Here is a 24,573-nt window from a genome sequence, read left to right on the forward strand (position 1 = left end):
TTATCCTTCCAAGTCTTCCTCTGCCAGCGCCGCCTTCATCATGATCGCGCACTCAACACGCTTGCGCTGCATCTCACAGCCGATCTCATACGCTTCATGGATCGTTCCGTGAAAATTATAAGCATTCGCCATACAGCCGCCGCTGCAGTAAAATTTTGCAAAACAATTCTTACACTTTTCTTTGGAATATACGTTGCAGCTTCTGAATTCATCTGCAATCTCCGGTCTGACGATCCCTTCCTCTACATTCCCCATAAGAAATTCTTCCTGCCCCACAAACTGGTGGCACGGATAAAAATCTCCCCACGGGGTCACCGCCAGATATTCCGTACCGGAACCGCACCCTGACAAACGCTTTGCCACGCACGGTCCACCGTCTAAGTCTATCATAAAATGGAAGAAATTAAAACCTTTTCCTTCCTTTTCCCGGCCGATCATGATCTGCGCGAGCCTGTCGTATTCCTGCATGATCGCCGGAAGGTCCTCCTCCTGGATCGCATACGGGTCTGTCTCCTCCCCCACGACCGGTTCTATGGACATCTGTTTGAATCCCAGATCCGCAAAATGAAGGATATCCTCCGCAAAATCCAGATTATTCCGTGTAAATGTACCTCTTATGTAATACTTTTCCTGATTCCTGCTCTCAGCCAGTTTCTGAAACTTCGGCACAATAAGTTCGTAACTGCCTTTTCCGTTTCTGAACGGCCGCATCCGGTCGTTGATCTCTTTCCGTCCGTCGAGGCTTAAAACGACATTGTCCATTTCTCTGTTCACAAATTCCTGTATTTCGTCATTTAAAAGTACACCGTTCGTCGTCACGGTGAAACGGAAATGCTTGTCGTGGATCTTCTCCTGGCTCCTGCCGTACGCGACAAGGTCCTTCACGACCTGCCAGTTCATGAGCGGTTCCCCTCCGAAAAAATCCACTTCCAGATTATGTCTGCTGCCCGAATTGGCGATGAGAAAATCCAGCGCCTTTTTCCCGACCTCATAGCTCATGAGCGCGCGTCTTCCGTGATACTCTCCTTCTTCCGCAAAGCAGTACCTGCAGGCCAGGTTGCAGTCGTGTGCGATGTGCAGGCAGAGCGCTTTTACGACTGTCTTTCTCTTCTTCACTTCCTCGATCAGGCCTTCATGCGTGTCGGACGTAAACAGCCTGCCTGCTTCTGTCAGTTCCGCGGCATCCGCAAGCGCCTCCCCGATATCTGAACTATCATAAGCTCCGCCGAGGTGTTCCCTCAGCCGCTCAGGCAGCTCCGGTGCCCGGAGGCTTTCCGCCGTCCATGTATCACGTTCCCGCCCAAGCTGCTCTATCACATCATAACACAGTTCATCTACTACGTGGACCGCACCGCTGTTCACATCCAGAACTATATTATATCCATTGTTTTTATACTGGTGAATCAAACTGTATATCCCCCTTTTTCAAACAACAAGAAACAGCGACCCTTAAGACCGCTGTCCCGAGTATTCTGTATGATGTTTCATTATTTCTTCTGTTCGCAGGTCTGGTTTCCTACTGTACAGGAAGTCTTACATGCTGACTGGCAGGATGTCTGGCATTCTCCGCATCCGCCCTTTTTAACTGTATGATTCAAAGTCTGTGTATTTAATGTCTTCACATGTTTCATGTCAATATCCTCCTTACGTTTGCTTAACTTTTGTTATTATAACATAAGCAATATGTTTTTGGAAGTATTTTTCTCGCTGTTTTTCATGAAATCATTCCGCCCACCATACCTCCGCCGGCGCATAAAATAAACGTCGTTATGAGGTTCGCGCCGTTTCCGTTCAGCGTATGGTATACCCCGAGCGTAATCAGAAGCAGAAGTGCAAAATATCCGATCCCCAGGCCCAGTCCCCACACAAACCTGCGCACCCTGGCAAGCTTACCGATAATGATGCCCCCGACTAGAGTGGCCATGACATAGATAGCCACGATACCTGCCGATACCGCTTTTTCATTCAAATCCATCTTATAAAGCAGCACCGTCAGCACAAGCAGCATGATTCCGGTAATAATATAAGAAGCAAGCAGTGACTTTAACACCCACATGACTTTTGAATCTTTCTGAATCCGTCTCTCCATCTAATCCCTCCTCGTCTATCACAAGGTATGAATCAGATTGCGGATTTATGCCATTATTGTTCCATCTGCCTGCCTAAAAATCCCGCCGCGCAGGCTGCCATCTTCTGTTCCAGTTCTGAAAACTTCTTTTTACTCTCTTTTGTAAGGAAGATCACGCCTCCGATGACGTCGCCCTCACATACGATCGGATGAATGACCTGGTAATGATATTCATCATCCTGGTCATTGATCGTCTTCATGAACTTCTTGTCCCCGGCCGCCGCCAGAATCGGATTTCTCTCCTCCAGCGCCTTCTCCAGCTGCTTGCTGATGTATTTATCCTGAAAATCCTTCTTGCCTCCGCCGGCGGAAGCTACGATCTGGTCCATATCACTGACACATACAAGGCAGCCCATCGTCTGGGCCAGGCTTTCTGCATATTGTCTCGCAAAAGCGGACAGTTCGCCTATCGGAGAATACTTTTTCAGAATGATCTCTCCTTCTCTGTCTGTAAATATCTCCAGCGGATCTCCTTCGCGTATTCTTAATGTCCTCCGTATTTCTTTGGGAATCACCACTCTTCCCAGGTCATCGATCCTTCTCACTATTCCAGTTGCTTTCATGTCCTTTATTCCCTCCATTTATCTTGATTGGCAGATAAATGTATTATCTGTTAAAAGAAGGAAAATCATACATGCGCCGCAACAATAATAAATACGGAACCGCCTCCTGATGTACAAGATACAGTCTTGAAAATACAGTCTCAGTATACTATTATATTTTATAGAATCACAAAAAAATCAAACGGAGGAATCATCATGAGTAAAATCGAAGAAGTAAGAAGCGACATGATAGGGGCCATGAAAGCAGGCGATAAGGAGACAAAGGAAACGCTGTCCATGCTGCTGGCGGCTCTTAAGAATAAAGCCATCGACAAGCGTTCCGACCTGACGGAAGAAGAAGAGACACAGGTCATCTTAAAAGAGATCAAACAGACAAAAGAAACACTGGAGATGACCCCCGCAGACCGGACCGAGATCATAGAAGAATGCACAAAACGCCTGTCCGTACTGGAAAGCTACGCCCCGAAAATGATGGATGAAGCAGAGATCCGCGAGATCACCGCCGCCACACTAAAAGAACTCGGGATAGAAACCCCAGCCGCAAAAGACAAAGGCAGAATCATGAAAACACTCATGCCAAAAGTAAAAGGCAAAGCAGACGGCAAACTAGTCAACGACATTGTCGGAAGCTTTTTCAAATAAGAGGACGGGTGCACAGCCTTGTGCACCCGTCCTCTTACCGTTCACCGCCGGTCATAAAATATCCCCTGCAAAATTCCTCTTTACTCCGCCTGGTCGTCTGTCTTAGCCCCGTCGGAATATGGTTCTTCGCTGCTCTGCTTGATCGTAACGCTCAGGTCGTTGAAATCCACTTTTCTCCAGACTCCCTTGTTCACCTTCACGCCTGCTTTCTTGATCCATTTGTCACACGTATCGTTATAAAGCTTTGTCTTTCTCTCCTGAACAATGCTTTCCTTTTTGGAGTCCGTCGCCTCTCTGTCGAGCAGGCTCGTCACCTTCGCCACATAACAGCCGCTGTCTGTCTCAATGACGCCGGTCACTTCTCCCTCTCCGAGCGCGTCCGCCGCTTTCACGACATCCTCAGCCGGACTCGTCGATTCACTGTCAAACGTGGCCGTCTGTGCCTCCACGCCCTGTTCTGTCGCAAGCGCGCTGAAATCATCTGCCGTGCCGGCACCTTCTGCAAAGCTCCCGGCCTTTTTCTTTGCCTCGGCCTTCTCTTCGTCTGAAAGGTCTGAAGACTTTCCGGAATCATCGGTCGTTTTATAAGGGAACAGTACATACTGCATACTCTTCTGTGCCGCCTCGTCGTCAGACACCTCTGTGTCCGCTCCGGCCTCTATCGCTTCAGCCATCTTCTTTTGGACCGCCATCAGCGTAAGGACACGCTTTACCGTCTTTCTGGAACCGGAAATCTTCTCCTTTGATTCCAGAGTATTGGCTTCATCAAAGGCCTTGGCTGACTTTTCGATCACCGCCTTCTCTTCCTCTGTAAGGGACACATCATAATCACCCATATGCTCTTCCAGGACGATCATCTTCTCCAGCTCATTAAGTACAGAATCCTTGACAAATTCTTCGTATGTCTCCCCCTCTGATGCGTCAGTATTCCACATATCATCTCCGAGATAGCCGGAATAGTAAGTTTCATACTGCGCCTGTGTATATCTTGCAAAAAAATTCGCGACATCGGCTGTGATCTCTTTTTCTCCCACAGTCGCCACCACGTCATTTTCGTCGATGGAACCGCATCCTGTGAGGACCCCTGCCGCAAGCAGCCCCGTTATCGCAAACAGTAACACTCTCTTTTTCATGTTTTTAAATACCCTCCTTAGTACTGCTAATTTCACTATTATATCCCGTTTTTAAGCGTCAATCAATCCTTTTATCCCAATTAACACATTTTTCACAACCTGCAGAATATCCTCGTTCTTTTCCTTTTTATTCCTGCTCCTTTTCTCATACATAAAGTACGGCGGCGTATCTGCCTTAAACATGAGCACGCCCTTAAACTCTTCCAGGAGATCCGGGATGCGCTCCGGATGAACCTTTGCCTTCTCATACATCACAAAGGTGCAGGTCTCTCCTTTTTGTTCCACAGCCGTGACATACACACTGTGAGCCAGCGCTTTCAGCCTGGCCACGCTCAGCAGCGTCTCCACCTTCTTTGGTATATCTCCAAACCGGTCGATGAGCTCTTCCACCATATCCTCCATCTCATCTTCCGTCTCGACCGCTGCGATCCGCTTGTATATATCCAGCTTCTGATACTCATTCGGAATATAGGAATCCGGGATAAACGCATCTACATTTAAGTCCATCGTAGTCGTGTACGTCTCTTCTTCCATCTCCCCTTTGAGATGCTTCACAGCCTCATTGAGCATCTTGCAGTACAGGTCGTATCCCACTGCCTCCATATGTCCGTGCTGCTGTGCTCCGAGCAGGTTTCCCGCTCCTCTGATCTCCAGGTCGCGCATGGCGATCTTAAACCCGGAGCCAAGGTCTGTGAACTCCCGGATAGCCGCCAGCCGCTTTTCCGCCACCTCTTTGAGCATCTTATCCCTCCGGTACAGAAGGAACGCGTACGCCATCCTGTTGGAGCGGCCGACACGGCCCCTCAGCTGATAGAGCTGCGACAGCCCAAGCCGGTCCGCATCGTGTATGATCATCGTATTGACATTTGATATATCCAGTCCTGTCTCGATGATCGTGGTAGATACGAGAACGTCTATCTCACCGTTGATAAAATCATACATGATCTTTTCCAGCTGGTGTTCCTTCATCTGCCCGTGCGCAAATGCCACGCTGACTTCCGGGACGAGCTTCTGGATACGGGCTGTGATCTCTGCGATATCCTCCACGCGATTGTACACATAATAGACCTGCCCCTGGCGGGAACACTCCCGCTCTATTGCCTCCCGCACCATCTCATCGTTATATTCCATCACATAAGTCTGTATCGGCATCCGGTCATTCGGCGCCTCTTCCAGCACGCTCATATCCCGTATGCCGATCAGGCTCATGTGGAGCGTCCGCGGGATCGGTGTGGCGGTGAGTGTGAGCACATCCACATTTTCCTTCAGCTTCTTTATCTTCTCTTTATGCTGGACACCAAATCTTTGTTCCTCGTCAATGATGAGAAGGCCGAGATTTTTGAATTCCATGTCATTGCTCAGCACGCGGTGCGTCCCTATTACAATGTCGACGAGGCCTCTCTTCGTATCCTGGGCGGTCTTCTTCTGCTGCGCGGGTGTGCGGAACCGGCACATAAGGTCGATCCTCACCGGAAAGTCGCGCATACGCTGTACAAAGGTATTATAATGCTGCTGCGCAAGGATCGTGGTCGGTACGAGATATACAACCTGCTTATCCTCCTGCACTGCCTTGAAGGCGGCCCTGATCGCGATCTCTGTCTTGCCGTATCCGACATCCCCGCAGATAAGCCGGTCCATTATCCTGCGGCTCTGCATATCCCGCTTTACCGCCTCGATGGCGAGAAGCTGGTCTTCCGTCTCCTCAAAAGGAAACATTTCTTCAAACTCCTGCTGCCATACCGTATCCGCCCCGTACACATAGCCTTCCTGCTCCTGTCTGGCCGCATAAAGCGCTACGAGGTCTCTTGCGATCTCTTTTACCGCGCCGCGGACCTTTTTTTTCGTCTTTGTCCACTCCTGCGTCCCGAGACGGTTCAGCTTCGGCTTCTTCGCGTCCGCGCTCGCGTACTTCTGGATCAGATCGAGCTGAGTGGCCGGAATGTAAAGATTTCCTCCCTTTGCGTAGGATATTTTCATATAATCCTTCGCCACTTTGTCCACTTCTATCTTCTCTATCCCCTGATAGATACCGAGACCGTGGTTTTCATGGACAACGTAATCTCCCGGCTTCAGTTCTGAAAAGCTCTGTATCTTACGGCCCTCGTACGACTTTCTTTTCTTTTTCTTCTTTACTTTACCGAAAATGTCTGTCTCCGCTATCACGGTAAATTTGAGCATCGGGTACTCGTATCCCTCCGCCACATGGCCGTATGCGGTCATTATCTCTCCGGAGGCCACCTCACGGTCCATCTCATCGCTGTAGTAACTGCTCAGGTTATAATCGCGCAGATCTTCAGCCAGACGCCTTGCCCTCGTTCTAGAACCGGAAAGCAATACGACCCGGTAGCCGTTCCGCTTCAGACGTTTTAAATCCTGAGTCAGCATGTCAAAGCTGCTGTTGTACGGATTCACGCTCTTCGTCATGAGGCTTACGGACCCGCGGACGTCCAGTCCCCGGCTGCGCATCTCAAGCGCGAAGAAGCCGATACTGCTGTAGCCGTTCATCCGTCTGACGATCTCATCCGTATGATAGAGCTGCGCCTCCGCATCGGTTATGTCATAGCCGCTCTCCAGGCGGCGCTTCTGCGCTTCCAGGAACTCGTCTTCTACGCCTTTTCCCTTTTCCAGAAGCCGCACCGGCTCGTCTAGGAAAAGAAGGGTGCGCTCCCGCTCAAAATAATCAAGAAAGGAGACCCTCTGTTCTCCTTCCTCCGGAAATTCGCTGGCCGGATATATGACCACTTCCTCCAGGTTCTCGATGGAACGCTGTGTGCCGACATCGAACGTACGGATAGAATCCACCTCGTCCCCCCACAGTTCTATTCTGACCGGCAGCTCCTCCGTCAGCGGATATACGTCCAGGATCCCGCCCCGCACGGCAAACTGTCCCGGTCCTTCTATCTGAACCTCCCGGTCATAACCGAGTCCTGCAAGCTCCTTCTCCATCTTTGAAAGGTCGACCGCGCTGTCGTTTCTCACCGTTATCGTGCGCCTCTGAATCTCTTCTTTTGGAAGCAGCGCGTCCATAAACCCGTCGAAACTCGTCACTACGGTCATAGCCTGCCCGGAGATGACCGCCTGGATCACTTCCATCCTCTGCTTCACCAGTTCCCTGCTGCGCAGGTCTGCCTGATAAAACAACAGGTCTTTTGCCGGATACAGGTATGTATTCGGGTCAAGAAAACGGTATTCTTCGTATATCTGTTTAGCTTTTGACTCACTGGAACAGGCGATGACTTTATAGTGACAGCCATCGCTCAGCGCATACATCATATGAGTTTTCTGTGAATTGACGCAGCCGGATATCTGAATCATCCCGGGCCTGCCCGTCTTTGTCTTCTGAAGCTCTTCAAATTCCGCCAATTCTTCTAACGGCCTTATTAAGGCTTGCATATTTAGCCCTCCTTAGGCTTTACTTTTCTGTTATACTCATTCATGGCAGCGTCTATCTCCCCCGCCACGATCATTTCCACGGCCTCTGCCGCATGTCCGTATCCTTCTTCCATCATCTCCCGCTCTTCTCTGGAAAAATGCCCGAGCACATAATCTGCCAGATCGTACCGTTTCGGTTTCTCGCCGACTCCCACCTTGATGCGCGGAAATATGTCTGTCCCAAGACACGATATAATGCTCTTTATCCCATTGTGCCCGCCGGCGCTGCCCTTTTTGCGTATGCGCAGCTGGCCTGCGCCGAGGCTTACATCGTCGTAGATGACAAGAAGCTGTGACTCTTCATCCACTTTATAATAATCCACAAGTCCCCGAATGCTCTCGCCGCTCAGGTTCATATACGTCTGCGGTTTTGCCAGCAGCACTTTCTGTCCGGCGATGATCCCCTTGCCGATATAGGCCCTGTTCTTCCGGTAATCCACGGAAATATTATATTTGCGGGCGACCGTATCTATGACATCAAATCCAACGTTATGTCTCGTTCCTTCGTACTGTAATGTAGGATTTCCAAGTCCTGCAATAATAAACATTTTCTCTCACCTCATTTTCTTCCTATTACATTCTACAAGAGGGCTTTCATTTTGTCACGCAAAAGCCACGAATAATTTCCGGATAAATCTCATACATTATAGAAAGTGAAAATACGATACACGACACAGGAGGGCTTTATGAGTTCTAAAACGAAAATAGTTGTATTGCATATGAAAGAGATTATATATACGGCGGTATTTGCCGTGTTGGCAATAGTATTGATCCTATTACTGGTATTTATGTTCCTGCCCAAGAGCAAGGGCGCCGGTATAGACGAAGAAAAATATGTCCCCGGGGTATATACATCCACTGTCACGCTGAACAATACGGCGCTGGAAGTGGAAGTATCGGTAGACGAATCCCACATTAACTCCGTGCGCTTCTCCAATCTGGATGAGACGGTCACCACCATGTTCCCGCTCATACAGCCTGCGATCGAAGATATTGCGGAACAAGTCTACGACAAGCAGTCTCTTGATGACATCCAATATTCCGAAGATAATCCATATACCTCTCAACTTATAGTCAATGCCATTGACGAAGCATTGAAAAAAGCCGCAGTTACCAAATAGCTGCGGCTTTTCTAATGTACTGTTCTGCTCCGGTCAACCTTCCACTATGAGATACCTGCCGCCTGGCAGGGCAAAAACCTCCGAAGCCTCTTCCAGCTCTTCTGCTGACATTCCGTCAATGTCAAGCCCCTCTTCTTCAAAGAACTCACGCACTTCATCGATTCCGTTTACAACGACGGCCATGCAGTCCTCAAGAAATGCCTCCGCCTCCTCCGGCGTTATGGCCACCGGTTCATCAAACAGCTGTGACTGTTTCTCCAAAAAAACTCTCAGACAATCTTCATCATACTCATACATTTCTGATATCCTCCCTTACAGTGTCGTTGTTGTCTTCTTAAACATACTGCAGTAATTCTTCCGGCAGATCAATAATATGCTCTGCTCCCGCTTCTGCCAGAACCTCCCTGGAACGGAATCCCCAAGCCACTCCGACACATGCTATCTTGGCATTGAGGGCGGTCTTTACATCCACTTCCGAATCGCCTACGTACAGACATTCGTCTTTCTCCGTATGCAGAATATCAAGTACGTTGTACACGCCTTCCGGATCCGGCTTTCTCTTTATGCCTTCCTTCTGCCCCAGCACGCAGTCAAAGATATCTTCCCCGAATATCTCCCGCACTACTTTTACAGTCTGTTCATGGGGCTTATTGGACAGCACCGCAAGCTGAATACCCTTTTTTCTCAGGCCTGAGATCATCTGAGGGATTCCCTCGTACGGTGTTACATGATATGTACAGTTGGCATCAAATATACGTCCATATATTTCCATGCCTTCATCAATTCTGCCGGCATCTTTATCTCCGGCTGCTGCAAGTGCGCATTCCATAAGGCGTCTGGCGCCATTTCCGACAAACTGTCTGCACTCATCCGCTGTGATCTCGGCAAGCCCCATCTCCCTCAGGGTTGCCCGCACCGAATACGTCAAGGATTCCAGTGTATCTGTCAATGTTCCGTCTAAATCAAATATGCAGGCTTTCATACATTCTTCCTCCTATGTACCTAATAATAGTATGAACGTGTGCAAATTTCAAGCCGGAATTTGATGATTTGACGGACAGTGGGAGCAAAACGCGGCAGATAAAATTTATATCCGCCGCGTCTCATTAACGTACACTTACATATTCCTTTATCACTTAGGGTCAGTTCTCCAGATACTGCTTCATGACGCGCAGTGCATTCTTCTCCAGCCTGCTTACCTGCGCCTGGGAAATGTTGATCTCTTCCGCCACTTCCATCTGCGTCTTGCCTTCAAAAAAACGAAGTTTTATGATATACCGCTCCCGCTCTCCGAGATGTTCCATGGCAGCTTCCAGCGACAGATCTTCCACCCATTTTTCTTCCTTGTTCTTCGTGTCGCTTATCTGGTCCATGACGTACAGAGCGTCGCCGCCGTCGTTGTACACAGGTTCCTGCAGGCTCATGGGCACCTGTATGGCATCGAGCGCAAATACGATATCTTCTTTGGAAATGCCTATTTCCTCTGCGATCTCCTGTACCGTAGGCTCTTTCAGGTTTCTTTTTACATAATTCTCTTTCGCATATATTGCTTTGTAAGCAGTGTCACGAAGCGAACGGCTGACGCGTATTGAATTGTTATCCCTCATATAACGCCTGATCTCACCGATGATCATCGGCACTGCATAGGTCGAAAATTTGACGTCAAGCTCTGTATTAAAATTATTGATCGCCTTGATCAGTCCAATACAGCCTATCTGAAAGAGGTCGTCAGGATTCTCATTGCTGCCGCCGAAACGCTTTATCACACTGAGCACGAGCCTCAGATTCCCTTTGATATACTCTTCCTTCGCTTCCTCGTCTCCTGCTTTTATACGCGCAAACAAAGCTTCCTTCTCCTCTTCTTTCAGGATGGGAAGCTTTGCCGTATTCACACCACATATTTCAACTTTTCCCTGAGCCATAATAAGAATCCTCCTTGCTGAACATCACATTTTTGTCAGATAAATTAAGTACAATAAGATTTTTCTCATTATGGATTTGGATTATACGAACGTTATAAAAATATAAAAATTATTGGGGCTTGACAATGAGTTATATAACTTTTAGCTCTCCTTTCTGTTCAGGTCAAAAGCTTTGTTTATTTTAATTCTAATCTCTGTCCCACTTCTCCGCCAGATTCTGTATCTGCGTCTCGAATTTGGCCAGCTCTTTATTCGCAAGCCCTTCATTTTTATACACGACCTCAAGCAGCCGTTTTGCGGCGGCAACGAGCCTGTTGAACGCAGCTTCCGCCCTGACTCTGGCCGGTTTCTCCGCTGCTTTTTTTGGTTCCCGCACGCCGATGGTAAGCACCTCTCCCGTTGAAAGGTCCACACATCCGCCGGAATACGGCGCAAGCGCAGGGCATCCGAATGTATCGGTGATCGTCCGGGCAAATTCGTCCGTCACCTGGTCATCCCCATGCACGACAAACACCTGTGACGGCACGGTCTCGAAGCCCTTCATCCATGCCAGAAGGCCGTTCATATCCGCGTGTCCGCTGATCCCTTTGAGCACTTCGATCCTCGCGTTGACTTCCACAGGCTCACCGAACAGCTTTACGCTCTCCGCGCCTTCAATCAGTTTTCTGCCGAGCGTACCCACAGCCTGATAGCCGACAAAGCAGACGGTACACTCCTTCCTCCACAGATTGTGCTTCAGATGATGGCGGATCCTTCCGGCCTCACACATGCCGGATGCAGATAATATCACCTTCGGCCGGTCGTCAAAGTTGATCATTCTGGACTCATCACTCGTGATCGTTGTCTTCAGTCCTCTGAACACAAGCGGGTTCACGCCTTTATTTACGAGCGCCAGCGCATCTTCGTCAAAACAGGACCAGACATTCTTATTGAATACATTTGTGGCTTCAATGGCAAGGGGGCTGTCTACATACACTTCAAAATTTGGATATTCCGGCAGCAGATTCCGCTCTTTGATCTCTCTTATAAAATAAAGAAGCTCCTGTGTACGGCCTACGGCGAATGAAGGTACTACGAGATTACCGCCTTTTTCAAAGGTCTCTCTGAGTATCCTCGTAAATTCGCCGACGTAATCCGGTGTCTCCACGCCGTGTGTCCGGTTTCCGTATGTAGATTCTATCACAACATAATCTGCTTCTTTTATTGTCTGAGGGTCCTTGATGATGGGCTGGTTCAGATTGCCGATGTCGCCGGAAAACACGATCTTTTTCTGCGCATCGTTCTCTGTGATCCATATTTCTATGGCCGCAGAGCCGAGCAGATGGCCGACATCCGTAAACCGGACATCGATACCTTCACATAATGTTATCCTCTCGTTATAGTCACAGGGGGAGAGCAGCTTGATTGCCGCTTCCGCGTGCTCCATCTTGTACAGCGGCTCGTACGGCTCCGCTCCGCTGCGCTTTGCTTTCCTGTTGCGCCATTCCGCCTCAAACTCCTGTATATGCGCGGAGTCACGCAGCATGATGTTGCACAGGTCAGCAGTGGCAAACGTCGATATGATATCCCCTTTAAATCCCTGTTTGCAGAGCATTGGTATCTTGCCGGAATGATCGATATGCGCATGCGTGAGCAGAACATAATCTATGTCCGCCGGGGTGACCGGTATCTCCTGGTTGTCATACAGATCCGGTCCCTGCTCCATACCACAGTCAACGAGAATATTCTTTCCGCAGGCTTCAATCAGGTGACAGCTTCCCGTAACTTCATGGTCTGCTCCAATAAAAGTAAGCTTCATATACACAACCCCTTTTTTTCTTTTATTGTATCACCTTTTTGTGGACGTGGCTATGAATACTTTACCATTTCCCGCCGGAGCCTCTGCATGATTTTTTTCTCCAGCCTGGATATGTATGACTGCGATATGCCGAGCATATCCGCAACTTCTTTCTGTGTCTTTTCCTCCCCGTCAGGAGTGCCGAGTCCGAAGCGCATCTGTATGATCGTCCGCTCTCTCCCCGACAGTCTGCTGATAGCCTTAAGCAGCAGCTTCTGTTCTACTTCATTTTCCAGATCTTTATATATGGTATCTTCTTCTGTTCCCAGAATATCTGAGAGAAGAAGTTCATTTCCGTCCCAATCCACATTCAGTGGTTCATCGATAGACACTTCCATTTTCGTCTTATTGTTTCTTCTAAGATACATGAGTATCTCATTTTCTATACACCGTGACGCATAAGTTGCAAGCTTTATATTCTTCTCAGGGTTAAACGTATTAATTGCTTTTATTAATCCAATCGTACCGATAGAAATTAAGTCCTCCACGCCGACGCCTGTATTGTCGAATTTCTTTGCTATGTAGACTACCAGGCGCAGATTGTGCTCGATAAGCACTTTTTTAGCCTTTTCATCGTATTCGGAACCAAGGTCATTGATAACGGCACTTTCTTCTTCGGCCTCAAGCGGCGCGGGAAGTATCTCAGAACCCCCAATATAGTGAATGTCTTTTTTATCCGGAAAAAGCAGTGTCCGAAAGTCTGGAATTACTTTTAGTTTAAATTGATGCGGTACTGCTACTTTGATAACCATAATCTGTTCCTCCTATAATATATCAGGATTTAATATCATCCTGTATGCTCCATCCGATGCCACCTGTCCCTCACAGATACCGATAAGGGGTCTGTCGATCCACTTTTCGCTCTTCTGGCACACGCACATCTTATCCAGCGTAATGACTGGCATAACTCCTGCCTCTTTTCCGACGGAATGGTACGGAATATACCGGATCCCCTCCGGCAGTCCGGCATCGGTCAGTGTCTTAACAACACTTTCATCCACAATGCTGACCGGCTTGCCTGTCACTGCATCTTTCAGGCTGTTGCCCGTGTCGATCACGGCTTCCACTCTCAGGACTTTTTCATCCTTATAGAGAACCGCTTCACACCTGTACTCTCTCAGTCTTGACAGATAAGACAGAAAGTTCCAGATTCCGAGCACTGCAAAATAACTCACGACCGCAAGGGCGAAAAAAAGGCTGCCGACCTTCATATACTGACGCAGATATTCAAATACTCCGCCGACGAGGATTCCGCTGATATAGAGCACGACATAAGCTTTCACAAATGTCCTGTCCCAGCTGATTTTCAGTCCTGCCTTAAGCATTACAATATTGACAAGACCGTGGAACAGTATGAATTTTATAAACGCATACGGTATGGGGATCATCACGACGGCACAGGTCAACAGCGCTCCGGCAGCCGCACCCAGGCAGACTCTTCCATGCGTGGCAGAACATCTCAGTATTCTGCGGGTGATCTGCAGGAGTATGAAGTCCATCATGAAATTCACCAGAAAAAATACGTCTATGTATAACTCATAATACACATTCCACCTCTTTCTCTTTTGATACTAAATCGATTTGGTACTCAAGCAAGATTTATTATACGAGTACGGCTAAAAAGATTTTGTCAGATGATGGAATTGATTCCTTTTTTCTTTCGACAGCTGTTCCAAACCACAAGATATAGATTTTTCAGGACTGTTTTTTTGGGATTTGTGTTTTGACAAAACACTATACATTGTGTCTATTTTTTGCGTAAAAGCGTGAATTTTATGGATGAAAAATGGAGATTGAAAGCGAATATAGATAAGAATTGTGATATATTGTCGAACGAAGGCAAGAACAGAGTTTCTTTTGTAACAAAAAGAGGAACTTCACATGTGAAGTTCCCCATAATTTCATACTATTTGTCTTACTGCCTACCGCTTAAAGAAATCCGGTATCTTGATGGACTGTTCCTTAACCTTACTCGTCGGAGTTCTCGGTGTATCAAGAGAAGGAGTTGTCCCTCCTGCCGGCTTTCTCGGCGCCGTTGTCGTGCCGCCGCCTCTTGTAGGAGCCATGCCAAGATCCAGCTTCTGGGATGACGGCTTCTGCGCGCCTGACGCTGCAGCAGGCCGCTCATATGCCTGCGCCCCCTGCTGAGGTACCGCTCCCGGCCTCTGATTCTCCAGCCTTGCTTTCAGCTTTGAAGCGCTGCCGCCTACGTTATGTAGACCTGTGGCGATCACTGTGATCGTCGCTTCATCTGCCCTGGAATCATCATACATAGCACCAAAGATAATATTTGCATCTTCCCCGGCCAGATCCTGAACATATTCTGCCGCGTCAGAAGCATCCATAAGTGTAATGTCACCGGATACATTAATGATAACGTGAGACGCGCCCGCGATCGTTGTCTCGAGCAGCGGACTCGCAACCGCCTGCTTAACAGCCTCGAGCGCTTTGTCGTCGCCGCGGCCTTGTCCGATACCGATATGCGCGATCCCCTTGTCCGTCATTACTGTCTGTACGTCGGCAAAGTCAAGATTGATAAGTGAAGGTACGTTAATGAGGTCTGTGATACCCTGAATACCCTGCTGCAGAACTTCATCCGCCTTTTTGAGCGCCTCCGGCATGGTTGTGCGTCTGTCCACAACCTCCAGCAGCTTGTCATTTGGAATGACGATCAATGTATCAACACTTTCTTTTAACTTCTCAATACCGGAGAGGGCATTGTTCATACGCGTCTTTGACTCAAAGCGGAACGGCTTTGTGACAACACCGACCGTCAGCGCTCCCTGCTCCTTCGCTATACGCGCTACAACAGGCGTGGCGCCTGTTCCGGTACCGCCTCCCATGCCGCACGTCACAAATACCATGTCAGCACCTTTCAGCGCTGCAGATATCTCTTCCGAACTCTCTTCTGCCGCTTTCTCACCAACTTCCGGTTTTGCCCCCGCGCCGAGACCTTTCGTGATCTTGTCCCCGATCTGCATGAGCGTAGGTGCCTTACATAACTGGAGTGCCTGTTTATCTGTATTAATAGCAATAAATTCAACACCGGCAATCTGTTCGTCAATCATTCGGTTTACCGCGTTATTACCGCCTCCGCCGACTCCAACAACAATAATCTTTGCCGCTGCTTCTGATTCATTCGTCTTAATTTCTAGCAAGGGTTTTTCCTCCTTTATCCTATCCTTATTATATATTATACATCCCACAGAGCAAAACACAAAAACGCACTTTGCTATATATAGTATATAATATAAGCTTTTGTATAAAATATCAATAGAATTTTATCTTAATTTATTGATTTTTACGCATTTTTCTTAATTTTCTTCCTGAATTTCTTCTGCGTTGAACGTAATTGTAGTATTTCCTTCCGAATAGTTTTCCAGATGGAGTGTTCCTTCTTTCCCCTCAAGTTTCTCGAGGATCGGCGGAATCTGGGCTATCTGTTCCGAAGAGACACTGTTTCCGAGTGAAATTCTTATCGTACCTTTGTACAGATATATTCTGTCATCTTTACATACGATCTTATCCGGAGCGATCTTGTATTTTTTCACCTGCTGCGACGTAACGAGCATCTCTTCAAAGATACTTTTATCTTTACTTTCTATCGTTCCGTACAGACTGATGTCACCGGTCTCGATCCCTTCGATGCACGGAAGGCCTTCGATAAAGTCCGCGCCTTTATATACGATCATTCCTTCTTTATCAAAATATGCGTATTCGTTTCCCGCATAAATATAACCTACGATCGGTTTTTCTTTCACTTTGACCTTCACGATCCACGGTGTCTTCATGCTCACTTTCATGCTGTCGAGACACGGAAGCTGCCCGCCGCGGCCAAGTGCATATTTTCCAAGTATGTACAGTGAGTTTATGGAGAACCTGTCATTTTGTACCGTATTTATGATCTCCTTATCCTTACAGTATTCATTCCCCTCCACCTCTATCTTTTGTACATAGAAAAGAATCAGAACGGCAAGCGCTATTATGGCGATACCCATGACGAGAACCATAAACGCGTAGACCTTGTGGCTCTTTTTCTTCTTCTTTTTCGGTCTCGCCGCCTCTTCCTCCTGATACTCATTTCTTCCCATTGTATACTCCTCCTAAGCTTTCTCCTTACCCTCTCTCATTCTATCAGAGAAGATACACTGAGCACAAGCCCCATTTCCAGCAGCAGAAACACAACCGACGTGCCCCCGTAGCTGATAAACGGCAGTGTGATCCCCGTATTCGGGATGGTATTCGTAACAACCGCTATGTTCAGGATGACCTGTATCATCATGTGCCCCATGGCGCCGGCAGCGATCAGCGCTCCGAACAGATCTTTTGCGTGGGTTGCAATGACAAAAAAACGCCAGATCAAGATGAGGAACAAGATCAGGATGAATCCTGCCCCAAACAACCCGAGCTCTTCACACACAATAGAAAATATCATGTCATTTTGAGCCTCCGGCACAAATCCGAGCTTCTGCACACTCTCTCCGAGGCCTCTGCCGAACAGTCCTCCTGAACCGATGGCGTACAGTCCCTGCAGCGTCTGATATCCTTTCTCAAAGGCCTCCGGATTCCGCCAGATCGCAAGCCGCTCAAGACGATAACTCTCAAGCGCCAGAAAAATGGTCATAAAGCCGACTCCCAGCGCGCCCATCAGTATGAACTGGCTGTATTTGGGGCTTGCCACAAATACGAGAATAACGCCGATCCCGAGAATGATGATAGCCGTACTTAAGTTGCTCGCGCCCACGAGGCCGACGATCGGCAGTATGAGGACCATAACTTTTATCATCGTTCTCATCTTGCCCATACTTTTGACATTCTTTGTAATGATGTGCGCAAGGAACAATATGACCGCCACTTTGGCAAATTCCGACGGCTGAAAAGAAAAAGGCCCCAAAGATAACCATCTTTTGGACCCGTTATACTCATCACCGACAAAGATTACCGCGACTGACAAAAGAAGTGCCGTAAAATATCCGAGCACAGCCACATGTTTCCACACATGATAGTCCATATTGGCGACAAAGAACATTCCGGCAACTCCAAGCACTGTGGCGAACGCCTGCTTTTTCAGATAATAAAACGAATCATGAAATTTCACATCTCCGTTATATGCACTGGTACTGTATAATATCACCAGGCCGATAAGAACGAGCAGCAGCAAGGCTGCCAGCATCGTGTAATCATATTTTTTCTTTTTGGACCGTGTCAAGCAATATGCACTCCTTATAAGGAATTTACAATTTCTTTAAACTTATCTCCACGTGTCTCATAGTTCGGGAACATATCCCAGCTTGCGCAGGCCGGCGACAGAAGCACCGCTTCTCCGGGGCCGGCGATCTCTGCCGACATAAGCACCGCCTCCTCAAATGTATCCGCAAACACATAATCATGAAAGCCACAGCTTTCTGCATCTTTTGCTATCTTTTCCTTTGTGGCGCCAAGAAGGATCAGTTTTCTGACCTTTCCGTCAAAGCTTTCTATCCATTCGGTGTAGGAGGAATCCTTGTCATATCCTCCGCCGATAAGCACCGTTTTGCGGTTCATTGCCTGGATCCCCTTGATCGCGGCATCCGGGTTCGTCCCTTTCGAATCATTGTAATAAACGACTCCGTTTTTCTCAGTCACAAATTCGATCCTGTGCTCCACACCTTTGAACGCCTTGACGCTCTCACGGATTTTGTCCACCGGGACGCCGTACACGGCTGCCATGGCAGCTGCCGCCATGATATTTTCATGGTTGTGCGTGCCGGGAAGCTGAAGTTCATCCACATGGCAGATGCATATTTCCTCAGGATTCCTGTAAATGATCCTGCCGTCATCCAGATAGATGCCTCTTTCTAGTTTACGCCGGCTGCTGAAATATAGAACCTGTGCCCTCACATTCTTTCCGAATTCTCTTGTCACTTCATCTTCATAATTTAAAATACACCAGTCTTCTTCTGTCTGATTTCTGGCAATATTTTTCTTCGCCTCAATGTAAGCCTCCATCGTATGGTGACGGTTCAGATGGTCCGGGGTTATGTTGAGCAGGGCGCTGACGGCCGGCCGGAAGCTTACGATGCTCTCCAGCTGAAAGCTGCTCATCTCGGCCACCGCGACGGCATGCTCCGACATCTTCCCTGCGGCAACGGTATACGGATTGCCGATGTTGCCCACGACATACACTTCTTCCTTATAATTCTTCATGATCTCCCCGAGCAGGGATGTGGTCGTCGTCTTGCCGTTTGTTCCGGTGACGGCCAGCACGTCACCTTTTCCGAACGCATACGCAAGCTCGACCTCACCGATGACTTCTATCCCCCGCTCAAACATCTGCCGGACGATGGGCAGATCCGTCGGCACACCCGGGCTCAGTACGACAAGGTCCAGTGTCTGGAGCAGCTCTTCCGGGAACGTGCCGAGTACGATCTGAACAGCGCTGCCGCCGATACGGCCGGCCAGTTCCGCTTTATCGAGATTCTCATTTCCGTCATACAGCACTACGTCCGCACCGTGTTCTGTCAAAAGTCCCACAGCGCCTGTTCCGCTCAATCCGGAACCGAATACGAGCACCTTCTTATTTGTAACTTCCATAATTTCCTCCTACATAGCCATCAGCGCAACGAGACAGAGAAGCGCCGTAATGATAGAAAATACTGCCACAACTTTCGTTTCCGACCATCCGCACAGTTCAAAATGATGATGGATCGGCGCCATCTTAAAGATACGCTTTCCGCCGGTCTTCTTAAAATAAGTAACCTGTATCATAACGGACAGTATCTCCGCCATGTATATAAATGCGACGATGATCAGAAAGATCGGCATCTGGAGCATATAGGCGGTGGACGCCACAAATCCTCCCAGAGCCAGTGAGCCTGTATCCCCCATGAACACGCTGGCCGGATAGACGTTAAAGAGCAGGAAACCGAGCAGCGCGCCCACGACAGCGCATGTGATCGGTTCTATGCCGCTCTTCGTCCCGATAGCCACCACGGTAAAGAATGTGGCGATCAGAACTGTTACACTCGATGCAAGACCGTCCAGACCGTCCGTAAAGTTGGCCCCGTTGACTGTACCGAGCACGGCCACAAACATGAGCGGTATCGCAAGCCAGCCGATGTCAAGGTAATGGCCGCCTGAGAAAGGTATAAGCATCGTCAGGGGTATATTCGTAAAACGCACGAGGTAAAACGCCAGCACAGCTGTCACCAGTATCTGCAGCGCGAATTTCTGCTTCGGGTACAGGCCGTCGGAACGCTTCATTACAACTTTCAGATAATCATCCAGAAAACCGATAAGGCCGAAACCAAGGGTAACGAACAATATCGGTATGATCTTCGGATAGTTCTTCAGATAAAACACTGAAGTGACCACAACGCTCACCAGTATGATGACTCCGCCCATCGTCGGCGTGCCCGCCTTCTTCAGGTGAGACTTCACACCGTCTTCCCTCTCTGTCTGCCCCATCTTAAGTCTTCTTAAAATCGGAATAATCACCGGCCCCATAACTACACTAAGTGCAAATGCAATCAATACCGGAAGAAAAACTCTATAATCCATAATCCACCTCTTCGCTTCTTTTGTTGTTCTCTAACCTTACATAGTATACTTCATTTTCTACTCTTTTTCAATGCCAAGATAGGGCAATATATTCTCAAAAACGTCCCGTATTACCGGCGCTGCGATCGTACCGCCGTAATAAACACCCTGAGGATTGTATATGACGCACATCCCGAGCACCTGCGGATCGTCCGCCGGCGCGAACCCGATAAAAGACGAGATATATTTGTTAGCGCTTCTCGGCAGTGTCTGGGACGTAGCTGTCTTTCCCCCGATGTGATATCCTTCCACATAGGCATTCTTTCCCGACCCTTCGGAGACTACGCTTTCCAGCAGCATCTGCATCGTCTCTGACGTCTCTTTTGATACGATATTCTTTTCCTTTTTGTACTTGAACGTCTCCACTTCTTTTCCTTTTGAGTCCAGCACTTTGACGCCGAAGTGGGGCGTGACTCTCGTTCCTCCGTTGACAAGCGAACTGACCGTAGTCGCCATCTGCATCGGTGTGATCTGGAACGACTGTCCGAACGCCATGGTAGCAAGCTCTACCATTCCTACGTTGCTCTTCTTATGCATGATCGTTCCGGCTTCTCCCGGCAGGTCCACCCCTGTCATTCCCATAAGTCCGAACTGGTTAAAATACTCATAAAACTTATCTACACCGAGTCTCAGTCCGATATCGATAAATACCGGGTTGCAGGAATTCTGTATGCCCTGCACGAAAGTCTCTGAACCGTGGCCTCCCACTTTGTGGCACCGTATTTTTCTGTCTTCCACCACCCGATAGCCGGGACAGCTGAAATTGTCGTTCAGCGATACGACACCTTCCTCCAGGCAGGCGGAGGCTGTGATGATCTTGAAGGTGGATCCCGGCTCATATGTGTCGTTGATACAGCCGTTGCGCCACATCTGATTCAGCGCATCCTGTTTTTCTTCCGCGGACATTGCACCCGTGTCTTCTTTTGTATTGAGCGTAAACGGGTCGTTCAGGTTGAACTCCGGTACATTTACCATGGCGATGATCTCGCCGTTCTGCGGATTCATGAGAAGGATCGACACTTTGTCCGCCTGCTTTTCTTCCATGACTTTTTCTGCCATCTGCTGGGCATACATCTGTATATTATAATCCAGACTCACCTGCAGTGTGTTCCCCGGCACAGGTTCCATCCGATCCTCCGCCACGCCTTCCAGCTCCACGCCTCTGGCATCTGTCGTCGTAAGTATCTTTCCGTTGATTCCTTTCAGATATTCCTCATATTTTACTTCAAGTCCGATGATTCCCTGATTATCCCCTCCTGTAAATCCAAGCACCTTGGACGCCAGCTCATTGTATGGATAGTAACGTTTAAAATCTTCGTCTACTTTCACGCCGTCCAGCTCCAGTTCCCGGATACGGTCTCCTGTCGCCTTCTCTACATTTGTCTTGATACGCTCCATAGATGAGACTTTCTCTACCTTCTTGCGCACCGTATCCTCGTCCATATCGAGCTCTGCACAAAGGGCCGCTATCACTCCTTCCGGATCCTTCAGCTGGCTGTGCACGACCGAGATCGTACATACGGTCTTGTTTGTCGCAAGGACCGTTCCGCCGGCATCGACGATCTCTCCTCTGGCCGCCTTGATATCCCGCTCGCGCTCGTGAAGTGATTCGGCTTTCTCCTGATAGTATTCGGCATCAAACACCATGAGATACACAAGTCTTCCCACAAGTCCCAGTATGATGACCGACGCACAGATGAATACTACAAATATCTTCTTTTTATTATAGGTCTTATTCTTCACAAAAAAACCTCACAGAAGCCGTTTTTATAACTTATTAACACTTCTGTGAGGTTATTCTACATATTTTATTCTATTCTGCTTCTGCCGCCGCCTTTGTGACGCCGAGATACGGGAATATTTCAGCCATTATTTTGGACGCCATCTCCGTCGCGTAGGAGCTGCTTGCCTGCGACGCAACGTTCGGTTCGTCCACAACGACATATACAACGACTTCCGGATTATCCTGAGGCGCGTATCCGATAAAAGATACGAGATATTTTCCGTTGCCTCGGGGCTGCTTCTCCGCCGTTCCTGTCTTACCGCCTATGTCATAGCCCTCAACGGCCGCCGAGCTTCCGGTGCCTTCCTGCACGACTCCGAGCATATAGTCTTTGATCAGCTCGCTCGTCTCTTTTGATACGGTGCGTTTTACGAGTACCGGGTCTTTATTCTCTGTGACATTGCCGTTTTCATCCTGGATCTGTTTTACTACGTGAGGCTTATAGTAGTCTCCGCCGTTGATCAGTGAAGAGAACGCGGATACCATCTGTGTCATGGTCACATTGAAGTTCTGCCCGAACGCATTTGTCGCCAGACTGGCCGGGTCCATATTTTTAGGCTCATACAACAGTCCGGTCTCCTCGCCCGGAAGGTCTATGCCTGTGGGCGTCCCGAAACCAAAGAGTTCCTGGTATTTGCAGAATTCTTCATTTCCCAGCGCGGCGCCTATCTGCATGAGCGCCACGTTACACGAATTCTCAAGTGACTGTTTCAGCGTCTGTGTGCCGTGTCCGTCACGGTTGCTGCAGTGAATGTCATGGTCTCCCACATGGAGCATACCGCCGCACGTATAACTTTCATTTCCCGTAAGGATTCCTGTCTCGAGACCGGCAGATATTGTGAACGGCTTAAAAGTAGAACCGGGTTCATACGTGTCGCTTACGCAGAAGTTATTCCACAGAGCGTTCAGCTTGTCCAGTTTCTCTTCATCTGTCATGGCGTCTATGGACTCTTCCGAGTAATAGTTTGTCAGGTCCCGCGGGCTGTTCAGATCAAAATTCGGATAAGACGCCTCTGCGATGATCTCTCCATTCTGCGGATTCATGACAATGACCGCCGTGTTTTTGCTTCCCTCTCCCTCTGATGCCTCATTTTTATGCTTTTCATTAAACTCAAGGATATGCTTTTCCACTATGCTCTGCACCTGCAGGTCAATGGTCGATACGACCGTGCTTCCGTCTTCCGCCTCTTTTACCGTGCGCTCTACGCTTGCTTCATCGTCAAAATATCCGTATTCCCTGCCGTCAGTGCCATTCAGTATGGAATTGTACGAAGCCTCGATTCCGTTGCTTCCCACATTGCCGTCAACGGTGAATCCGACTACATCGCTTGCAAGTGTTTTGTACGGATATTTTCTGACATAGTCTTCTTCCAGCCATATGCCTTTTACGTCCGGATATTTCTTTTCATCCGTATCTATCTTTTCAAACTCTTTTGCTTTCTCATAATCGATCCCTTTTTTCAGAATGTTGTACCGGCTCCCCGGATTGTCTTTTATCAGTTTTCTGACGTCTTCCTCCTCGATTCCGAAGCAGTCTTTGAGCACTTCAATTGTCGGTTCTACATAGTCATCTTTGCTCGTCACCACTTTTACGTCCAGAATGACATTGTACACACGCTCACTCGTAGCAATCTTTGTCCCGTTCCGGTCTACGATATCTCCCCGCCTGAACGGGATCGTCCGGCTGTCGTACTGCTGCTGGTCCAGCACTACCTTCGTGTACCTGTCGCCGCTGGCCGCATTAATATATGTAATTCTCCCCACTAATACACCAAAAGCTAGTACAATTGCCACGAAGAGCATTACTAGCTTTTTCTGCATCAGTTTGGAAAACTTCCTTTTAAATACATTTCTTGTCTGTTTTCCCATAATTCCACCTGTTTATTATTTTTTGTCTGATTGAGCAAGTATACCGTCTTCCGGTATATTCTCATACTGTTTCACATAATCTGACGCCGGGTTGTCGTATTCCACGATCTGCTCCGAGGATGCGTATACCATCCCAAGCTCATTCTGGGCCTTGTCCCGTATTTCGTCAAGATTGACAGAATCCATTACAGCATTATACTTTGTATTATTTTCTTCTTTCATGTCCGCCAGCTCTTCCTGCATCGCAGTGATCGCCTTGGAGCGGCTCGTAAGTCTGGACTGTATCTGGACGTAATTTACACATACTATGAGTGCAAGTATGGCCGCCACGGCCAGAAAGATAACGTATCCGGGGCTCATGTGCAGCGCCTTCCTGCGGTTTTTGCGCACCTGCCTGCTTGTCTTTCCAGTTCTCTCAGGTTCTTTTGTACGCCGTTCCGGCTCATACGCCGGTTTTGTCACCACATTGCCGTAGACATACATCTGACTGCGTGTTCTGTTTGATGTGCCATATGATTTTCTGCTTCTTGATGATGTATATCCTGCTGCCATGTCTTTCCCCTTT

The 24,573-nt window shown here is 48.4% G+C and carries 23 protein-coding genes; 2 read left to right on the forward strand and 21 right to left on the reverse strand.

Features of this window, described 5'->3' with window-relative positions:
• From scfB to spoVT, 4 genes are all read right to left on the reverse strand, one after another.
• Positions 1-1,407 (reverse strand): thioether cross-link-forming SCIFF peptide maturase, encoded by a 1,407-nt coding sequence (scfB, locus tag LAJLEIBI_RS10670; protein ID WP_006442052.1) that lies wholly within the window; start codon positions 1,405-1,407, stop codon positions 1-3.
• An 80-nt stretch (positions 1,408-1,487) separates the two neighbouring features.
• Positions 1,488-1,631, reverse strand: a complete 144-nt coding sequence (scfA, locus tag LAJLEIBI_RS10675) for a six-cysteine ranthipeptide SCIFF (RefSeq protein ID WP_006442053.1) — start codon at positions 1,629-1,631, stop codon at positions 1,488-1,490.
• An 83-nt stretch (positions 1,632-1,714) separates the two neighbouring features.
• Positions 1,715-2,089, reverse strand: a complete 375-nt coding sequence (locus tag LAJLEIBI_RS10680; protein WP_006442054.1) for a TIGR04086 family membrane protein — start codon at positions 2,087-2,089, stop codon at positions 1,715-1,717.
• Between the two features lie 53 nt (positions 2,090-2,142).
• Positions 2,143-2,691, reverse strand: a complete 549-nt coding sequence (gene spoVT, locus LAJLEIBI_RS10685) for a stage V sporulation protein T (RefSeq protein ID WP_040434715.1) — start codon at positions 2,689-2,691, stop codon at positions 2,143-2,145.
• A gap of 195 nt (positions 2,692-2,886) precedes the next feature.
• Here spoVT and LAJLEIBI_RS10690 point away from each other — a divergent pair, with 195 nt between their 5' ends.
• Positions 2,887-3,333 carry a GatB/YqeY domain-containing protein gene (locus LAJLEIBI_RS10690; RefSeq protein ID WP_006442056.1) on the forward strand — a complete coding sequence of 149 codons (447 nt, stop codon included), beginning with the start codon at positions 2,887-2,889 and terminating at the stop codon, positions 3,331-3,333.
• 80 nt (positions 3,334-3,413) lie between these two features.
• Here the strand turns inward: LAJLEIBI_RS10690 and LAJLEIBI_RS10695 are convergent, their stop codons facing one another.
• The 3 genes from LAJLEIBI_RS10695 to pth are packed head-to-tail and all read right to left on the reverse strand — an operon-like array spanning position 3,414 to position 8,446.
• Positions 3,414-4,466: a peptidylprolyl isomerase gene (locus tag LAJLEIBI_RS10695; protein ID WP_006442057.1), complete on the reverse strand. Its 1,053-nt coding sequence runs from the start codon at positions 4,464-4,466 to the stop codon at positions 3,414-3,416.
• Positions 4,467-4,517: 51 nt separating this feature from the next.
• On the reverse strand, positions 4,518-7,859 hold the full coding sequence (mfd, locus tag LAJLEIBI_RS10700; protein ID WP_006442058.1) for a transcription-repair coupling factor: 3,342 nt from the start codon (positions 7,857-7,859) through the stop codon (positions 4,518-4,520).
• 2 nt (positions 7,860-7,861) lie between these two features.
• On the reverse strand, positions 7,862-8,446 hold the full coding sequence (pth, locus tag LAJLEIBI_RS10705; protein ID WP_006442059.1) for an aminoacyl-tRNA hydrolase: 585 nt from the start codon (positions 8,444-8,446) through the stop codon (positions 7,862-7,864).
• A 138-nt stretch (positions 8,447-8,584) separates the two neighbouring features.
• On the opposite strand from pth, the gene LAJLEIBI_RS10710 reads away from it, so the two are divergent.
• Entirely contained in the window at positions 8,585-9,019 is a 435-nt protein-coding gene (locus tag LAJLEIBI_RS10710; RefSeq protein WP_006442060.1) for an FMN-binding protein, read from the forward strand.
• Between the two features lie 33 nt (positions 9,020-9,052).
• Here the strand turns inward: LAJLEIBI_RS10710 and LAJLEIBI_RS10715 are convergent, their stop codons facing one another.
• From LAJLEIBI_RS10715 to LAJLEIBI_RS10780, 14 genes are all read right to left on the reverse strand, one after another.
• Complete coding sequence (locus LAJLEIBI_RS10715; RefSeq protein ID WP_006442061.1) at positions 9,053-9,316, reverse strand: hypothetical protein; 264 nt, start codon at positions 9,314-9,316, stop codon at positions 9,053-9,055.
• A gap of 37 nt (positions 9,317-9,353) precedes the next feature.
• Positions 9,354-10,001: an HAD family hydrolase gene (locus tag LAJLEIBI_RS10720; RefSeq protein ID WP_006442062.1), complete on the reverse strand. Its 648-nt coding sequence runs from the start codon at positions 9,999-10,001 to the stop codon at positions 9,354-9,356.
• A gap of 160 nt (positions 10,002-10,161) precedes the next feature.
• On the reverse strand, positions 10,162-10,941 hold the full coding sequence (gene sigG, locus LAJLEIBI_RS10725) for an RNA polymerase sporulation sigma factor SigG (protein ID WP_006442063.1): 780 nt from the start codon (positions 10,939-10,941) through the stop codon (positions 10,162-10,164).
• Between the two features lie 187 nt (positions 10,942-11,128).
• Positions 11,129-12,739: an MBL fold metallo-hydrolase RNA specificity domain-containing protein gene (locus LAJLEIBI_RS10730; RefSeq protein WP_006442064.1), complete on the reverse strand. Its 1,611-nt coding sequence runs from the start codon at positions 12,737-12,739 to the stop codon at positions 11,129-11,131.
• 50 nt (positions 12,740-12,789) lie between these two features.
• The gene (gene sigE, locus LAJLEIBI_RS10735; RefSeq protein WP_006442065.1) at positions 12,790-13,530 is read right to left on the reverse strand and encodes an RNA polymerase sporulation sigma factor SigE; all 741 of its coding nucleotides are present in this window, start codon (positions 13,528-13,530) and stop codon (positions 12,790-12,792) included.
• Positions 13,531-13,542: 12 nt separating this feature from the next.
• Positions 13,543-14,325, reverse strand: coding sequence for a sigma-E processing peptidase SpoIIGA (locus tag LAJLEIBI_RS10740; protein ID WP_006442066.1), 783 nt, complete (start codon positions 14,323-14,325; stop codon positions 13,543-13,545).
• Positions 14,326-14,700: 375 nt separating this feature from the next.
• The gene (ftsZ, locus tag LAJLEIBI_RS10745) at positions 14,701-15,936 is read right to left on the reverse strand and encodes a cell division protein FtsZ (RefSeq protein WP_040434716.1); all 1,236 of its coding nucleotides are present in this window, start codon (positions 15,934-15,936) and stop codon (positions 14,701-14,703) included.
• Between the two features lie 156 nt (positions 15,937-16,092).
• On the reverse strand, positions 16,093-16,869 hold the full coding sequence (locus tag LAJLEIBI_RS10750; protein WP_006442068.1) for a cell division protein FtsQ/DivIB: 777 nt from the start codon (positions 16,867-16,869) through the stop codon (positions 16,093-16,095).
• A 35-nt stretch (positions 16,870-16,904) separates the two neighbouring features.
• Positions 16,905-17,951 (reverse strand): FtsW/RodA/SpoVE family cell cycle protein, encoded by a 1,047-nt coding sequence (locus LAJLEIBI_RS10755; RefSeq protein WP_006442069.1) that lies wholly within the window; start codon positions 17,949-17,951, stop codon positions 16,905-16,907.
• Between the two features lie 50 nt (positions 17,952-18,001).
• Positions 18,002-19,351, reverse strand: a complete 1,350-nt coding sequence (murD, locus tag LAJLEIBI_RS10760) for a UDP-N-acetylmuramoyl-L-alanine--D-glutamate ligase (RefSeq protein WP_006442070.1) — start codon at positions 19,349-19,351, stop codon at positions 18,002-18,004.
• A 9-nt stretch (positions 19,352-19,360) separates the two neighbouring features.
• Positions 19,361-20,317 (reverse strand): phospho-N-acetylmuramoyl-pentapeptide-transferase, encoded by a 957-nt coding sequence (mraY, locus tag LAJLEIBI_RS10765; protein WP_006442071.1) that lies wholly within the window; start codon positions 20,315-20,317, stop codon positions 19,361-19,363.
• Between the two features lie 57 nt (positions 20,318-20,374).
• Positions 20,375-22,099, reverse strand: coding sequence for a peptidoglycan D,D-transpeptidase FtsI family protein (locus LAJLEIBI_RS10770; protein WP_006442072.1), 1,725 nt, complete (start codon positions 22,097-22,099; stop codon positions 20,375-20,377).
• Positions 22,100-22,169: 70 nt separating this feature from the next.
• A complete protein-coding gene (locus tag LAJLEIBI_RS10775) occupies positions 22,170-24,008 on the reverse strand; it encodes a peptidoglycan D,D-transpeptidase FtsI family protein (RefSeq protein WP_006442073.1) in 1,839 nt (612 codons plus the stop codon).
• A 15-nt stretch (positions 24,009-24,023) separates the two neighbouring features.
• A complete protein-coding gene (locus LAJLEIBI_RS10780) occupies positions 24,024-24,560 on the reverse strand; it encodes a hypothetical protein (RefSeq protein ID WP_040434718.1) in 537 nt (178 codons plus the stop codon).
• Positions 24,561-24,573 lie beyond the last annotated feature (13 nt).

It is taken from the genome of [Clostridium] hylemonae DSM 15053 (assembly GCF_008281175.1).
Classification (GTDB): domain Bacteria; phylum Bacillota; class Clostridia; order Lachnospirales; family Lachnospiraceae; genus Extibacter; species Extibacter hylemonae.

Bases quoted from the DNA above. Each gene is read 5' to 3' on its own strand.
- scfA (WP_006442053.1), bottom strand. From the start codon at position 1,631: ATGAAACATGTGAAGACATTAAATACACAGACTTTGAATCATACAGTT.
- LAJLEIBI_RS10680 (WP_006442054.1), bottom strand. From the start codon at position 2,089: ATGGAGAGACGGATTCAGAAAGATTCAAAAGTCATGTGGGTGTTAAAG.
- spoVT (WP_040434715.1), bottom strand. From the start codon at position 2,691: ATGAAAGCAACTGGAATAGTGAGAAGGATCGATGACCTGGGAAGAGTG.
- LAJLEIBI_RS10690 (WP_006442056.1), top strand. From the start codon at position 2,887: ATGAGTAAAATCGAAGAAGTAAGAAGCGACATGATAGGGGCCATGAAA.
- LAJLEIBI_RS10695 (WP_006442057.1), bottom strand. From the start codon at position 4,466: ATGAAAAAGAGAGTGTTACTGTTTGCGATAACGGGGCTGCTTGCGGCA.
- mfd (WP_006442058.1), bottom strand. From the start codon at position 7,859: ATGCAAGCCTTAATAAGGCCGTTAGAAGAATTGGCGGAATTTGAAGAG.
- pth (WP_006442059.1), bottom strand. From the start codon at position 8,446: ATGTTTATTATTGCAGGACTTGGAAATCCTACATTACAGTACGAAGGA.
- LAJLEIBI_RS10710 (WP_006442060.1), top strand. From the start codon at position 8,585: ATGAGTTCTAAAACGAAAATAGTTGTATTGCATATGAAAGAGATTATA.
- LAJLEIBI_RS10715 (WP_006442061.1), bottom strand. From the start codon at position 9,316: ATGTATGAGTATGATGAAGATTGTCTGAGAGTTTTTTTGGAGAAACAG.
- LAJLEIBI_RS10720 (WP_006442062.1), bottom strand. From the start codon at position 10,001: ATGAAAGCCTGCATATTTGATTTAGACGGAACATTGACAGATACACTG.
- sigG (WP_006442063.1), bottom strand. From the start codon at position 10,941: ATGGCTCAGGGAAAAGTTGAAATATGTGGTGTGAATACGGCAAAGCTT.
- LAJLEIBI_RS10730 (WP_006442064.1), bottom strand. From the start codon at position 12,739: ATGAAGCTTACTTTTATTGGAGCAGACCATGAAGTTACGGGAAGCTGT.
- sigE (WP_006442065.1), bottom strand. From the start codon at position 13,530: ATGGTTATCAAAGTAGCAGTACCGCATCAATTTAAACTAAAAGTAATT.
- LAJLEIBI_RS10750 (WP_006442068.1), bottom strand. From the start codon at position 16,869: ATGGGAAGAAATGAGTATCAGGAGGAAGAGGCGGCGAGACCGAAAAAG.
- LAJLEIBI_RS10755 (WP_006442069.1), bottom strand. From the start codon at position 17,951: ATGCTGGCAGCCTTGCTGCTGCTCGTTCTTATCGGCCTGGTGATATTA.
- murD (WP_006442070.1), bottom strand. From the start codon at position 19,351: ATGGAAGTTACAAATAAGAAGGTGCTCGTATTCGGTTCCGGATTGAGC.
- mraY (WP_006442071.1), bottom strand. From the start codon at position 20,317: ATGGATTATAGAGTTTTTCTTCCGGTATTGATTGCATTTGCACTTAGT.
- LAJLEIBI_RS10775 (WP_006442073.1), bottom strand. From the start codon at position 24,008: ATGGGAAAACAGACAAGAAATGTATTTAAAAGGAAGTTTTCCAAACTG.
- LAJLEIBI_RS10780 (WP_040434718.1), bottom strand. From the start codon at position 24,560: ATGGCAGCAGGATATACATCATCAAGAAGCAGAAAATCATATGGCACA.